The organism is Sulfurospirillum diekertiae (genome assembly GCF_011769985.2).
Lineage (GTDB): Bacteria > Campylobacterota > Campylobacteria > Campylobacterales > Sulfurospirillaceae > Sulfurospirillum > Sulfurospirillum diekertiae.
Genome location: NZ_CP039734.2, coordinates 1,626,626 through 1,640,169, shown reverse-complemented (window position 1 = coordinate 1,640,169; position 13,544 = coordinate 1,626,626). Strand labels below are relative to the sequence as shown.

General features: G+C 39.6%; 13 protein-coding genes. 10 read left to right on the top strand and 3 right to left on the bottom strand.

Annotation, left to right across the window (positions count from 1 at the left end; translation table 11 throughout):
- Positions 1–28 precede the first annotated feature (28 nt).
- Both tatC and tatB read right to left on the bottom strand, forming a co-directional pair.
- Positions 29–808: a twin-arginine translocase subunit TatC gene (gene tatC, locus FA584_RS08390; protein WP_167749136.1), complete on the bottom strand. Its 780-nt coding sequence runs from the start codon at positions 806–808 to the stop codon at positions 29–31.
- Positions 808–1,233: a Sec-independent protein translocase protein TatB gene (tatB, locus tag FA584_RS08385; RefSeq protein WP_096046875.1), complete on the bottom strand. Its 426-nt coding sequence runs from the start codon at positions 1,231–1,233 to the stop codon at positions 808–810. The genes tatC and tatB overlap by 1 nt, the downstream gene beginning before the upstream one ends.
- 127 nt (positions 1,234–1,360) lie before the next feature.
- Here tatB and FA584_RS08380 point away from each other — a divergent pair, with 127 nt between their 5' ends.
- Together FA584_RS08380 and purL are read left to right on the top strand one after the other, a co-directional pair.
- Complete coding sequence (locus FA584_RS08380; protein ID WP_167749135.1) at positions 1,361–3,250, top strand: putative bifunctional diguanylate cyclase/phosphodiesterase; 1,890 nt, start codon at positions 1,361–1,363, stop codon at positions 3,248–3,250.
- Positions 3,251–3,311: 61 nt separating this feature from the next.
- Positions 3,312–5,513 (top strand): phosphoribosylformylglycinamidine synthase subunit PurL, encoded by a 2,202-nt coding sequence (purL, locus tag FA584_RS08375; protein ID WP_167749134.1) that lies wholly within the window; start codon positions 3,312–3,314, stop codon positions 5,511–5,513.
- 78 nt (positions 5,514–5,591) lie between these two features.
- Here the strand turns inward: purL and FA584_RS08370 are convergent, their stop codons facing one another.
- Positions 5,592–6,794 (bottom strand): IS256 family transposase, encoded by a 1,203-nt coding sequence (locus FA584_RS08370; RefSeq protein WP_167749133.1) that lies wholly within the window; start codon positions 6,792–6,794, stop codon positions 5,592–5,594.
- 211 nt (positions 6,795–7,005) lie between these two features.
- Here FA584_RS08370 and FA584_RS08365 point away from each other — a divergent pair, with 211 nt between their 5' ends.
- The 8 genes from FA584_RS08365 to FA584_RS08340 all read left to right on the top strand — a co-directional run bounded on the left by FA584_RS08365 (position 7,006) and on the right by FA584_RS08340 (position 13,492).
- Positions 7,006–7,704, top strand: a complete 699-nt coding sequence (locus FA584_RS08365; RefSeq protein ID WP_167749132.1) for a GGDEF domain-containing protein — start codon at positions 7,006–7,008, stop codon at positions 7,702–7,704.
- A gap of 240 nt (positions 7,705–7,944) precedes the next feature.
- Complete coding sequence (locus FA584_RS08360) at positions 7,945–8,628, top strand: CerR family C-terminal domain-containing protein (RefSeq protein ID WP_167749131.1); 684 nt, start codon at positions 7,945–7,947, stop codon at positions 8,626–8,628.
- Positions 8,625–9,608: an HlyD family secretion protein gene (locus FA584_RS08355; RefSeq protein ID WP_167749130.1), complete on the top strand. Its 984-nt coding sequence runs from the start codon at positions 8,625–8,627 to the stop codon at positions 9,606–9,608. The genes FA584_RS08360 and FA584_RS08355 overlap by 4 nt, the downstream gene beginning before the upstream one ends.
- On the top strand, positions 9,605–10,636 hold the full coding sequence (locus tag FA584_RS14985) for an ABC transporter ATP-binding protein (RefSeq protein ID WP_228448559.1): 1,032 nt from the start codon (positions 9,605–9,607) through the stop codon (positions 10,634–10,636). The genes FA584_RS08355 and FA584_RS14985 overlap by 4 nt, the downstream gene beginning before the upstream one ends.
- Positions 10,578–11,048: an ABC transporter ATP-binding protein gene (locus FA584_RS14980; protein WP_228448558.1), complete on the top strand. Its 471-nt coding sequence runs from the start codon at positions 10,578–10,580 to the stop codon at positions 11,046–11,048. The genes FA584_RS14985 and FA584_RS14980 overlap by 59 nt, the downstream gene beginning before the upstream one ends.
- Entirely contained in the window at positions 11,020–11,313 is a 294-nt protein-coding gene (locus tag FA584_RS14975) for an ATP-binding cassette domain-containing protein (protein ID WP_228448557.1), read from the top strand. The genes FA584_RS14980 and FA584_RS14975 overlap by 29 nt, the downstream gene beginning before the upstream one ends.
- The gene (locus FA584_RS08345; RefSeq protein ID WP_167749129.1) at positions 11,310–12,401 is read left to right on the top strand and encodes an ABC transporter permease; all 1,092 of its coding nucleotides are present in this window, start codon (positions 11,310–11,312) and stop codon (positions 12,399–12,401) included. Before FA584_RS14975 ends, FA584_RS08345 begins: the two co-directional genes overlap by 4 nt.
- Complete coding sequence (locus FA584_RS08340) at positions 12,398–13,492, top strand: ABC transporter permease (protein ID WP_167749128.1); 1,095 nt, start codon at positions 12,398–12,400, stop codon at positions 13,490–13,492. Before FA584_RS08345 ends, FA584_RS08340 begins: the two co-directional genes overlap by 4 nt.
- Positions 13,493–13,544 lie beyond the last annotated feature (52 nt).

The window sequence follows — 13,544 nt, the reverse complement described above, 5'->3', positions numbered from 1 at the left end:
AAGTCGATTTTAAAAGCGGGTCTATGGTCTATTCCTCGCTTTTTGTTTCTTCATCATCTTCAGTTTCATCATCATCTTCAGTTTCATCAACTTCTGGTGGAATGTACGGATTTACCGCTTTAGCGACCAAAATAGAGATACCATAAAGAATAAGCAGAGGAGCTGCCATTAAAAATTGGGACAAAATATCAGGAGGGGTTAAAATACCTGCAACGACAAAGATAATAATAATGGCATAGCGAAAAAACTCTTTGAGTCCTTTATCATCGACAAGTCCCAATTTTGCAAAGAAAAAGATGACAACAGGCATTTCAAAAGAGAGTCCAAATCCTACTAAGAATTTGGTGAAAAAACCAACGTATTCGCCGATGCTAGGAAGCGCAGTAAACAAAGCACTACCAAAACCAATCAAAAAGGCAAAGGCTAAAGGAACGACAACATAGTAACAAAAAGAGGCACCTAAGGTAAACATTGTTGTGGCTGCGAGCACAAAAGGAATGACCAACTTTTTTTCATTCTCATAAAGACCTGGGGCAACAAAAAGCCAAAATTGCCAAAAGATAACGGGCAATGAGAGAATAAATCCTGCAAAAAAAGCAACTTTCATTGCGGTGAAAAAAGGTTCTTGTACGCCTGTGAAAATGACATTACTTCCTTCAGGAAGAACCGCTTTAAGAGGAGCGATCATCCATGCAAGGATGGGTTGCCAAAAGGCAAAGCAGACAATAAACATTACTAAAATAACCAGTAAGGCGATCGAAAGTCTTTTACGAAGTTCAGCTAAATGGGGTTTTAACTCATCAAACATTATGCATTTACCTCTTTCTTGATCTCTTTAGGGGTTTCTTCAACAATCACAGGTTGTTGTGGAGTGACGGGAGTGGCAGAAGATTCAAGGGAAGCACTCTCTTTGACACTATTTTCAAGCTCTTTTAACGAGTCATTGACGCCTTGTGTCGTTTTTTTAATCTCTTCAAGCTCATCAAATGTGATCACTTTACGAGCACTTGCCGTTGCTTCATCTAGTTTTTTCTTATAGGTGATTGCTTCTTCTTTAAGCTCTTGAATTTTCATCTCTTGTTCAAAGGTACTTTTGACGTCATTGATGCTGGTTTTCAGTGTTTTAAAAAATTTTGCACCTTTGACCATTGCCTCTGGAAGTTTTTCTGGACCTAAAAATATAATCGCAATAATTACAATAACAAGGATTTCTCCTATACCCATACCGAACATGAAAGGTACCGCCTCACAGTTAATTTGAAGCTTGGATTTTATCTGAATTTATATCAAAATACCATAAATATCTATTATCCTATTGTATAATAGATCAAGAGAAATTTCAGAAAGAGCGAGCAAACCTATGTTGTTTAACATGAACCCTTTACGTATTGTGATTATTTATGCTCTTTTCTCTGTGTTGTGGATCTATTTTTCAGATCATGCAGTAGAGTATTTTGTTACTAATACCACTCTCTTTGCAACACTCTCAACCTATAAAGGTTTCTTTTTTGTTTTCATCACATCAGTGCTGCTTTATAGTTTGATTAAAACAAAAATTCTTCAAATTGAATCCATGCAAAAAAAACTTAAAGAAAATGAACAACGTTTGGAGCATGTCATTCAAGGTGCCAATTTAGGGTATTGGGATTGGGATTATGTCCATCATACCCATATTGTCAATGATATATGGCTCTCTTTTTTAGGCTTAAAACGAGAAGATATTGATGACATAGATACGGATTGGTCAAATCGAATTCATCCTGATGATCAAATGATTGCGCACAATGCTATTGAAAATACAATTCGAAATAATAAGCCTTATGTTATAGAGTTTCGTATGCGTCATCAAAATGGACATTGGGTTTGGATAGAAGGCTCAGGTGCTGTCGTCGAACGCGATAAAATGGGTGCTGCATTAAGACTTGCTGGAACGCATCGTGACATTAGTGATCGTAAAAATGCACAACAAGAGGTGCTTTTTTTAGCTCTAAATGATCCTTTGACAAAACTGCCAAATCGTGTTTTTTTGAAACAAGAGCTTGAAAAACGTTTAGTCAATGAGCCTGCATTATCTTTTATATTTCTAGATTTGGATCGTTTTAAAACGATCAATGATATGTATGGTCACACATTAGGTGATAAAGTTATTCAATTAGTGGCTGAACGCTTTTTATCGTGTTTATCTGAAACTGATTTTATGTCCCGTGTAGGTGGCGATGAATTTGTTATTTTGACAAATGGCCATTTACATGTAGAAGCATTGTGTGAAAAATTAGCCAATAGTTTGACTGTTCCCCTTGACGTTGCTATAGAACATTTCAAGGTGACTACAAGCATGGGTGTAGCGTGTTGTCCACAAGATGGTAAGAGTTTTGAGTCCCTCTTGAAAAATGCAGATACCGCGATGTACGAAGCTAAAAAAATGAGTAGCAAAAAATGTTATGCCTTTTATACATCTTCTATGACAGAACACCTTTTAAATGTTTCCAAGTTAGATAATGACCTAAAAGAAGCGATTGATAATGACGAATTGATCGTTTGTTTTCAACCTGAAGTCAATCTTTATACAAACAAAATTACAGGTCTTGAAGCACTTGTTCGGTGGCAACATCCTATTAATGGCATGATGATGCCAGATAGTTTTATTGCAAGAGCAGAAGAGACAAGATTGATCATTCCCCTTGGATTATTGATTTTTAAAAAAGTGTTAGAACAGTTGAACACATGGTCTCAACAAAATTTATTTGAGGATGTCATTGTTGCTATCAATATTTCCAGTGTACAAATCGAAGAAGATGATTTTGTTGAGAAAATTGAAGCAATACGTGAGAATGTTGGCGTGAGTGCTTTAACCATAGAGCTCGAAGTAACCGAGAGTTGCTTTATGAGCAATCCTAAACAATTTGCTATAACGTTACAAAAACTTGAAAATTTGGGCTACAAAATTTCAATTGATGATTTTGGTACAGGGTATTCGTCTCTCAGTTACCTCAAACAGCTACCGTTGCATAAGCTTAAAATTGATCGTTCTTTTATCAAAGATTTACCAGAAGCCAAGGATGATCAAGCTATTGCTAAAGCAATTATTGCTTTGGGTAAAACACTTGAACTTGAAGTATTGGCCGAAGGCGTTGAAACACAAGCGCAAAAAGCCTTTCTCATTGAAAATGGGTGTGATAGTATGCAAGGCTATCTTTTTGCAAAACCTATGACTGCTGAAGCGCTGGTGGCCTTTTTAGATCAAAACTAACTTTTAGCTCCTTTTTTGTACAATAAGCCTATTTTAATTACATCACATAGGGCAACAATCCATGGAAAATTTAGACGCAGTGTTAAAAAAACATAAGTTAACCAAAGACGAATATGAAAATATTTTGAATATTTTAGGACGTGAGCCAAATCTTTTGGAGATTGGCATCTTCTCATCCATGTGGAGTGAGCACTGCTCGTATAAATCCAGTAAAAAATACCTTAATGGCTTTCCTACCAAAGCGCCATGGGTCATTCAAGGACCGGGTGAAAATGCAGGTGTTATTGATGTCGGCGATGGTATGGCAGCGGTCTTTAAGATGGAATCTCACAATCACCCAAGTTTTATCGAGCCTTACCAAGGTGCGGCAACGGGTGTTGGCGGCATTTTAAGAGACGTTTTTACCATGGGCGCTCGTCCTGTTGCAAACATGAACTCCCTTCGTTTTGGAAATGTGACCAACAACGATGACACGTCACGTCACCAACGTTTTCTTGTCCGTGGTGTCGTTGCGGGCATTGGTGGATACGGTAACTGTATGGGTGTTCCGACCATTGGTGGTGAGACATTCTTTGATGAGAGCTACAATGGCAATATCTTGGTGAATGCGTTCACGCTGGGTCTTGCAAAAAGTGATGAAATTTTTTACGGAAAAGCAGAAGGCCTTGGTAATCCTGTCGTTTACGTTGGCTCAAAAACTGGACGTGATGGTCTGGGTGGTGCTGTTATGGCGAGCGATAGCTTTACTGAAGCGAACAAAAGCCTACGTCCAACCGTTCAAGTCGGTGATCCTTTTGCTGAGAAGCTTCTTTTAGAGGCGTGTTTAGAACTCTTTAAAACCGATTATATTGTGGGTATCCAAGATATGGGAGCGGCTGGACTTACTTCAAGCTCCTTTGAGATGGCAGGACGCAGTGGCAGCGGTATGATTATGCACCTTGATCGTGTGCCTGCACGTGAAGAGGGGATGCAACCGTTTGAATTTATGCTCTCAGAGTCCCAAGAACGTATGCTCATTTGTGCCAAAAAAGGGTATGAGGACAAAGTCGTTGATATCTTTAGAAAATGGGATCTCAATGCTGAAATTATCGGTGAGGTCACCGCAACGGGCAACATGGAACTCTTCTGGCATGGCGAAAAAGTGGCTGATATGCCCGTTCAACCCGTCAGCGAACAAGCGCCGATTTACGACAGACCAACCAAAGAGCCAGCTTATTTGGCAACTATTAAAAACACAAACATTAATGACTTTGCCAAAGTTGAGAACCAAAAAGCGTTTGACACCCTTTTAAATTCCGTTGAAGTCAGCGATAAAACATGGATTTTTAACCAATATGACTCGACGGTTCAAACCAATACGATTAAAGCACCAGGAAGTTTGGATGCGAGTGTAATTCGCATCAAAGAAAATGGTAAAGCCCTTGCGATGAGTAGCGACTGTAATCCACGTTATAACTATATCGACCCTAAAATGGGTGCTGCGGCTGCGGTGGCTGAGAGTGGACGAAATGTAGCGATGAGTGGCGCACGACCTCTTGCCATTACCGATTGTCTAAACTACGGAAACCCTGAAAATCCTGAAGTCATGTGGCAGTTTGCACAAGGGTGTTACGGCATCAAAGAGGCGTGTGCAAAACTAAACACACCCGTTGTCAGCGGTAACGTCTCTTTGTACAACGAAACCAACGGTGTGGGTGTTTTCCCAACCCCTGCAATCGTTATGGTAGGTTTGAATGATGATGCCAACAAAACACTTCCGTCCAGCTTCCAAAAAGAGGGTGCAAGCGTTTATCTGATCGGTGAGACAAAAAGTGATTTTGGCGGTAGCTTGTATATGAAAGAGTTGTACGGCAAAGTTGAAGGAACACTCGCAGAGCTGAATTACGACAAAGAGTTGAAACTCTGGGAGCTTGTGATCGAAGCCAATAAAAAAGGTTTCTTGAATGCGGCTAAAGATGTGAATGTCGGTGGTATTGCCATCGCTTTGGCGAAGATGGTTGCAAAAAGCAAAAAAGGCGTTACATGTAACTTTACATGTAAGGATACTAAAGACATTTTTGCGGAGAGTTTCTCACGCGCTATCGTTGAAGTCAATGACGAAGCAGGATTTGAAGCAATGGCCAAAAATGTCGGTATTAGCGTTACAAAAATCGGAACAGTGGGTGGAAATAGCTTTACATGTAATGATGTTTCAAAAAGCGTTGAAGCGATTTGTGAGCGCTATTTCAACCGCTTTGTTGAAGTGGTTGAACAAGACATCTAAAAACTTTAAGAGGTGCTTTTTGCACCTCCGGGAGTGTTCAGAAATCTGTGTCAGCACCGTGTAGCTCCTAAAATTGTATCATAAATTTAAAGCCTTGCCCAATCTGCCCTCGAAAACAATAGAGAGTTGAGAGAGGGTTAGGCTCCAGTTTCGAATAGGCATTGTCCATTTTTTCTGCGCATTTTGAATTCCCATAAACAATAATTTAAGTAAGCTATCATCATTTGGAAATGCCCCTTTTGTTTTTGTGAGGGTTCTAAACTGACGATGAACCGATTCAATAATGTTGGTGGTATAAATGACGCGTCTAATATCTTCTGGGTATTGAAAGTACAGTGAGAGATTATCCCATTTGTTACGCCATGATTGAAACACGATAGGGTATTTTTTACCCCATTTCTCTTCTAGTTTGTCTAATTCATTTTCAGCTTCTTCTTTAGTAAAGGCTTGATAGACAGCTTTGAGTTCACTGGCAAATTGTTTCTGATGCAATGATCCTACAAATCGTATGGAGTTGCGTATCTGATGCACAATACAGAGCTGTACCTCGGTATGAGGAAACACAGAATTAATGGCTTCAGGAAATCCTTTAAGTCCATCAACGGAGGCAATCAATATATCTTTCACTCCACGGTTTTGCAAATCTGTAAGTACCTGTAGCCAGAACTTCGCTCCCTCATTTTCACCCAAATAAAGCCCTAAAACCTCTTTTCTTCCATCGGTCTTAATGCCAAGAACGGTATAAAATGCTTTAGAGATATATTTCCCTTCATCTTTAACTTTATAGTGAATGGCATCTAAGAAGATAAAAGGATAAAGCTCTTCCAAGGGACGAACACGCCACTCTTGTAGCATGGGTAGGATTTTATCCGTTACCGCACTTATGGTGGCTTTGGAGAAGCCGACACCGTATATCTCTTCAATATGGTCTGCTATTTGGCTGTAACTGTTGCCAAGGGCATAGAGTGAGAGTATCTTTTGCTCTATTTGATCCGACATATGGGTTTGATTTTTCTTCACGATTTGGGGCTCAAATGTACCTGCTCGATCTCGTGGTACATCCAATTCAAAACTGCCCATTTCGCTTTTCATGGTTTTAGAGCTGGTACCATTTTTACGGTTCTTTGCTAAATCTTGCGTGAGATGTGATTCTATCTCTGCTTGCAGTGCTGCTTCTGTCAGTTGCTTAATCAATGGAGCAAGTGCCCCATCTTTCCCTCCGAGGGCTTTACCCTCACGTATCTGTTGTAATATTGCCTCTGTGTCTATCTGTATTTCCATCTTTCAATCCTTTTGTAGTTAAAATACTACCAGATTGACACAGATTTTCTAACGCTCCCGCACCTCCTCTTTTCTTTAAACCCCGCTCTAAATTTCTTACATGTAAAGAGACTAATCCTTTTTCTTGATTAATATTTTAAATTTAGTCCACAAGTGATTGATTTAATCTATCTTGTTTTTGGTATATTTATAATACTTGAGGATAAAAAGAGTGTTTGATACAGTGAAATACAATCAATGGATGCAATCTTCAAGGGTTTTACAAGTTCGTTATATCTCTCTTTTAACGGCTACTTTATATTATATCTATGCTCAAATTGATACCTTTCTTGTCCCTGCAAAATCGTTATTTTTTGTTCATTCGATCCATTTGTATTTTCTTTGTCCTGCTATACTGGTGATTATAGGATTGACTTTTTTTGAAAAGTATCACGCTATATTGACATATTTTCTGATATTAATTCCCATTGGTGCGAGTCTTGGAAATTTTCTGATTCTTTCAAAATTTGAAGAATCCACCCTTTATACACCCGAAACGTATTTCATTATTTTTTGGGTTTTTATTCTTTCCGGATTAAGGCTTTTTCTTGCTATTATCAGTGTCAGTGTGATCATTTTTATTTCTTTTTTTTCCAACGCATATCTTTCCCCTCAAGCCTTTATACTGCATCTGTTTTGGATTCTTTGTTCAACGTCTTTTGGAATTTTGGGTGCTTACCTGCTAGAGCGCTCAAACAAAAAAGTATTTAAAAATAAAGAGATACTGGCAACTCTTGCCATTACCGATAAACTTACAGGTCTTTACAATCGTGCAAAATTTGATGAAGTTTTATCGCAGGAGTTAGCCCGCGCCAAACGATCGCATCACACCTTTGGTTTAGTGATAAAGAAAACGATACCGATACCGTGATAATTTCACGCGCTGATCTAGCGTTATATGAGGCAAAAAATAGCGGTCGAAATTGTATCAAAGTGGCATTATAATACTAAAGTTTTACATGTAAAAATAGTTTTGACCTATCTTTTTATGATGCAAAAGTGCGATGAATCACTCTCTACGGAGGCCTGAGTATAAAATTCAAACAAACGTTTGACTTAAACAACTGTTTATGTTAAGCTTTCACCAATAAAGTGGCGAAGGAGTACAGATTTGCTGAAAAATTCCACCCAATCAAAATTACCGAAAGAGAAGATATTGCAAACAGCGTACAGGCTTTTTGGAGAACGCTCGCTGGAAGATGTTTCGGTGAGAGAACTTGCTAAAGAAGCCAATGTCAATATTTCCTCAATTAATTACTATTATGGAAGTAAGGAAGAGCTTTATTTAGCAGTTGTGAATAACATTACAGAAATGATGGCGCAAAGAGCAAATGAATTTACGAGTGCTTTTAACGCGGCGCAAAAAGATGCCGTCGCCTCAGATGCGTTTTATATTTATTGGTTGAAACATCTTTTGGAGATGATTGCACGATTGATTATCGGCAGGCTCAAAGAAAATAATTATTTGCACCGCATTATCATCAGAGAGCAAATGACGCCTTCAAAGGGGTTTGAACTGTTGTATCAACAAGGCTTAGAGCCAATACTTACTATCATAGATGATTTGATTGCACGTATTAGCCAACAAGCGATGACTTCACCTGACGTGAGGGCAAGAACGCATACACTGCTGGGTCAAATTGTCATTTTTAGCGTACAACAAATCACCATCATGCAACGTATGCCTTTTTTAGAGGAAGATCAAGAAGAAAATATGGACATTATTATTCGCACGATTCTTGAGAATACGGAATATATTCTTTGGGGATTGGTTTCAAAAAGGGATCAAGCATGAAAAAATTAGCCTTATTTTTACTACTGGTTATTTTAGGTGGAGGCGGGTATTATTACTACAGCCACGTCAAAGGGCAAGAAAAGCCATTGGTTTTTTACGGGAACATTGAAAACCGTACGCAAGATTTATCCTTTCGATTTTTAGGGACGATTCAAAGTATCGCCAAAGATGAGGGTCAGTCTTTCAGCAAAGGTGAACCTTTAGTGAACTTAGATACTACCGCGTTACACTATCAATTAGACAATCTCAACGCACAAATCATGGCTTCAAAAGCGACCTTAGCAAAGCTTACCCAAGGGTACCGTGCTGAAGAAATTGCGCAAGCAAAGGCCAGTGTTGAAGAGACACAAGCAGCCTTAGCGAGAATGAAAGATATTTATCTCAGACAAGAAAAGCTTTTAAAGGTCGATGCCACAATAGAGCAAGATTATATATCTGCCAAAACACAGTACGATCAAGCCAAAGCCAGTTACGATAAAGCGCTCAGTTATTATGAGTTAGAACGTAAAGGTTATCGCGAGGAAGATATTGAAGTGCAAAAGGCAACCGTGTTGTCATTGGTCGCCCAAGCCAAAAGCGTAGAGCATGACATAGAGGATGCAACACTGTATGCACCAACCAAAGGAACTGTCCTTGCGCGTTATAAAGAGCCCTCATCCATCGTGAGTGCAGCTCAGAGTATCTTGGAAATTGCTTTGGAAGACGAATATTGGGTCAAAGCGTATGTGGCTGAGCCGCTTTTAGACAAAATTACGCAAGGTGAGTCTATGTTAGTTTACATTGATTCACGTAAAGAACCTTATGAAGGCAGTATTGGGTTTATCTCTGCTGTCGCAGAATTTACCCCTAAAAATATTGAGACGACGGAACTTCGTCCTGATCTTGTGTACCGTTTTCGTGTGATTATTAAAAACCCAGATTCGCATTTAAAACAAGGGATGCCCGTTACCATTAAATGTAAAGAAGATACCCAAAAATGACCATCGTCACGGCGGAACAGCTCTCTAAAATCTTTCCTAATAAAGACACACCAGCGCTTCATGCGCTTGATTTTTCCATCGAAACGGGAAAAATCACAGGACTTGTAGGCCCTGATGGCGCTGGAAAAACGACGTTAATACGCATGTTAGCAGGACTGCTAGCCCCAACTTCTGGAAAATTGGAAATTTTAGGAACCTTAATGCCGTGTACGCAAAGCTCTCTTTTGCAACAAATTGGGTATATGCCTCAAAAATTTGGACTCTATGAAGATTTGAGCGTGGATGAAAATTTGCGACTTTATGCCACGTTACAAGATGTGGAAGCGCCCAAAGAGCGTATTCAAGAGTTATTGGAGTTTACATCGCTTTTAGAGTTTCGTACACGCAAAGCGGGTGCGCTCTCAGGTGGAATGAAACAAAAATTAGGACTCGCGTGTGCTTTGATTAAAAAGCCAAAGCTTCTCCTTCTGGATGAACCTGGTGTCGGGGTTGATCCGATTTCGCGCATCAATCTTTGGGAGATGATCCAAACACTTTTGGAAGAAGATGTTGCGGTCTTGTGGGGAACGTCGTATCTCGATGAAGCGGATAAGTGTGATTCGGTTATCTTACTGAATGATGGAGTCTCTCTTTATCAAGGATTGCCACAGAAAATGAAAGAACCTCTTAAGGGAGAAGTCTATCTTGTGAGCACTATCAGCACCGATAAACGAAGGCTTCTTACCCACCTTTTACATGCCCCTGATGTGATGGACGCTGTTTTGGTAGGCAATACCATTCGTGTCAATCTTAAAGAAGGAACATCCTTTCCAACTTCACATCTAAGCGAATACGATAGCAAGGCGAGTTTTGTGGTATGTGCGCCTACATTTGAAGATGCTTTTGTGCGATTACTCGGTGTTAAGACCGAGCCAGAATCGCTTTTAGCAAATCAAATGGCACCCAAAAAAGAGTATCAAGGCTATTTGATTGAAGCAAAAAAATCTAACCAAAACATTTGGAAAGTTTATAGCGACAGATCATATTGATTTTAAGATTGGACGAGGAGAAATTTTTGGTTTTTTAGGACCCAATGGTGCGGGGAAATCAACCACGTTTAAGATGTTGTGTGGGCTGCTGGTTCCAACCGAGGGAACCGCGTTGGTGATGGGTGAAAACCTTTACACGGCAGGCGCAGCGGTACGTTCATACATTGGGTACATGGCACAAAAATTTTCACTCTATGGTACGTTAAATATCATCAATAATTTAGAATTTTTTGCAGGCATCTACGGCTTGAGCGGGAAACAGTATACGCAAAAGATTCAGGATATCATTGAAACCTTTGATTTTAAATCGCATTTAGGAACAAAAGCAGAACTGTTACCTTTGGGCATTAAACAGCGTTTAGCACTTGCTTGTGCCTTGATGCATGAACCTTCTGTCTTGTTTTTTAGATGAGCCTACCAGTGGGGTTGATCCTATCACGCGAAAAGAGTTTTGGACGCATATTAACGGGATTGTAAAAAAAGGTGTTTCGGTGATGGTGACAACGCACTTTATGGACGAAGCAGAGTATTGTGATCGTATTATGCTGATTTATCATGGAAAAGCCATAGCCACAGGAACCCCAGATGAATTGAAACAGCACGTCTCAAGTGACGCAACAATGGAAGAGGCCTTTATCCATTTAATCGAAACTTACAATAAGAAAGAAAACAGATGAACCGCAAACGACTATTTGCACTTTTAGTGAAAGAGAGTTTGCAAATCATCCGTGATCCTAGTGCCATTTTGATTGCGGTCATTTTGCCGTTGATTTTACTGTTTTTAATGGGCTATGCCGTCTCGTTAGATGCGCGCAATATTCCTTTAGGGATTATCAATAAAAGTAACACCAAAGAGGCACACGACTTAGTTTCTTCGTTTGTTGGCTCTTCTTTTTTTAAGACGCACATTGCTTACAGCAAACAAGAGCTGATGCAAGCACTTCAAGATAATGAACTTAAAGGCGTTTTGGAAGTGCCTGAGTCCTTTGGCAAACACAACGATTATAGCATTCAAATCCTCATCGATGCAACCGAACCCAATACGGGTGGGTTGACTCAAAATTATGCCTCTAAAATCATTCAAACGTGGGCGATTGAAGAGGGCATTATGCCTTCACGTGGTATCACGATTGTGCCTCGTTATTGGTTCAATCCACCGCTTTCGAGCCGGTACTTTCTGATTCCTGGCTCCATCAGTGTTGTCATGACACTTATTGGCATTTTGCTTACCGCATTAGTCATAGCCAGAGAATGGGAAAGAGGTACGATGGAGGCGCTCATGGCAACGCCTACATCGATGATGGAGATTCTTCTAGGAAAATTAATCCCTTATTTTATTTTGGGGTTGGGCTCGATGCTTTTATGTTTTGTGATGGCTTATTTTTGGTATGAGATCCCTTTTAATGGAAATTTTGGCATTTTGCTTTTACTCAGTGCTTTTTACTTGTTCCCCTCACTTAGCATTGGTTTGCTCATCTCCACCATTGCTAAAAATCAATTTGTTGCGGCGCAAGTTTCCATCATAGCGGGCTTTTTACCTGCTTTTTTACTGTCAGGCTTTTTGTTTGAAATTAACAATATGCCTATCGCTTTACAATTTTTCACATATGTCATCCCTGCACGGTATTTTGTAGAGTCCTTGCAGACAATTTTTCTGGTGGGGAATATCCCTTCAATTTTCATCAAAGATATGGCATGTATGTTTGTGGTCGGACTTTTCTTTTTTACCCTTGTGGTGAAGAAAACAAAGAAGGGGTTGGAATGATAGGTCGATTATTCGCACTGATTCGTAAAGAGGCATTAGCGATCAAAAATGACAAAAAAAGCCTTTTTGTGGTGATTGTACCTCCCTTGATTCAAGTGCTAATGTTTTCGTTTGCTGCAACCTTGGAAGTGAAGCATATTGATTTGGCTATTTTTGATCAAGATGGAACACATACGAGCCAAGAGCTGATTCAAGCGTTCAAAGGCTCACCTTATGTACAAACACTGCTTCGTGTTCACCATCAAGATGAAATTTCAGAGCTCATCAATACCCAAAAAGTCTTAGCTGTCCTTGTCATTCCCAGTGGTTTTGGTAAAGAGCTATTAAGCGCTAAGGCAAATGTTCAACTCTTACTCGATGGCAGACGCTCCAACACCGCTCAAATTACAGAGGGCTATTTAAGCAGTATCGTGCAAACCTTTTTTCTGAGCAAACAACCTACATCGAGCGCTGTTAGCATTCAAACGCGCTTCTTTTTTAACCCTAATTTGAGTAATTTTTGGTGGATTGTTCCCAATCTTTTTGGCACGATTACGATGGTTGTTGCGATGTTATTAACAGCTCTATCAATTGCAAGAGAGCGAGAACTAGGAACCTTTGATCAAATCCTTGTCTCTCCGCTACGACCGTTTGAAATTCTTATTGGAAAACTAGTTCCTGCTTTGTTGATTAGCATAACGGAGTCCCTTTTAATTTTACTGGCGGCACTGTATCTTTTTGGCGTTCCGCTCATGGGTTCTTTAACCATTTTGTATACAGGCGTTATTGTTTTTTTATTTTCTATCTCAGGCATTGGCTTGTTCATCTCAGCCATTTCCAATACCCAACAACAAGCTATCTTAGGCTCCTTTGTTTTCTTGCTTCCTTCGATTTTACTCTCAGGTTTTGCGACACCTGTGGAAAATATGCCTTCATGGTTGCAGCCTTTAACGGCACTTACACCGCTTAAATATTATCTTGTTCTGATCAAAGGTGTTTTTTTAAAGGACATCTCTTGGGCGATTGCTTGGAGCCAGATTGTGCCGATGTTCTGTTTAGGAGTTATTGCGATGAGTATAGCGATGATCTTCTTTCACAGAAGATCACGCTAAAAAACTATCTGAAAAAGAATATTTCAATTTATAAATAGATGCAGGATCATAA

Coding starts and splice junctions, on each gene's coding strand:
- FA584_RS08340 (WP_167749128.1), top strand. CDS start 12,398: ATGATAGGTCGATTATTCGCACTGATTCGTAAAGAGGCATTAGCGATC.
- purL (WP_167749134.1), top strand. CDS start 3,312: ATGGAAAATTTAGACGCAGTGTTAAAAAAACATAAGTTAACCAAAGAC.
- FA584_RS14975 (WP_228448557.1), top strand. CDS start 11,020: ATGAACCTTCTGTCTTGTTTTTTAGATGAGCCTACCAGTGGGGTTGAT.
- FA584_RS14985 (WP_228448559.1), top strand. CDS start 9,605: ATGACCATCGTCACGGCGGAACAGCTCTCTAAAATCTTTCCTAATAAA.
- tatB (WP_096046875.1), bottom strand. CDS start 1,233: ATGTTCGGTATGGGTATAGGAGAAATCCTTGTTATTGTAATTATTGCG.
- FA584_RS08355 (WP_167749130.1), top strand. CDS start 8,625: ATGAAAAAATTAGCCTTATTTTTACTACTGGTTATTTTAGGTGGAGGC.
- FA584_RS08345 (WP_167749129.1), top strand. CDS start 11,310: ATGAACCGCAAACGACTATTTGCACTTTTAGTGAAAGAGAGTTTGCAA.
- FA584_RS08380 (WP_167749135.1), top strand. CDS start 1,361: ATGTTGTTTAACATGAACCCTTTACGTATTGTGATTATTTATGCTCTT.
- tatC (WP_167749136.1), bottom strand. CDS start 808: ATGTTTGATGAGTTAAAACCCCATTTAGCTGAACTTCGTAAAAGACTT.
- FA584_RS08370 (WP_167749133.1), bottom strand. CDS start 6,794: ATGGAAATACAGATAGACACAGAGGCAATATTACAACAGATACGTGAG.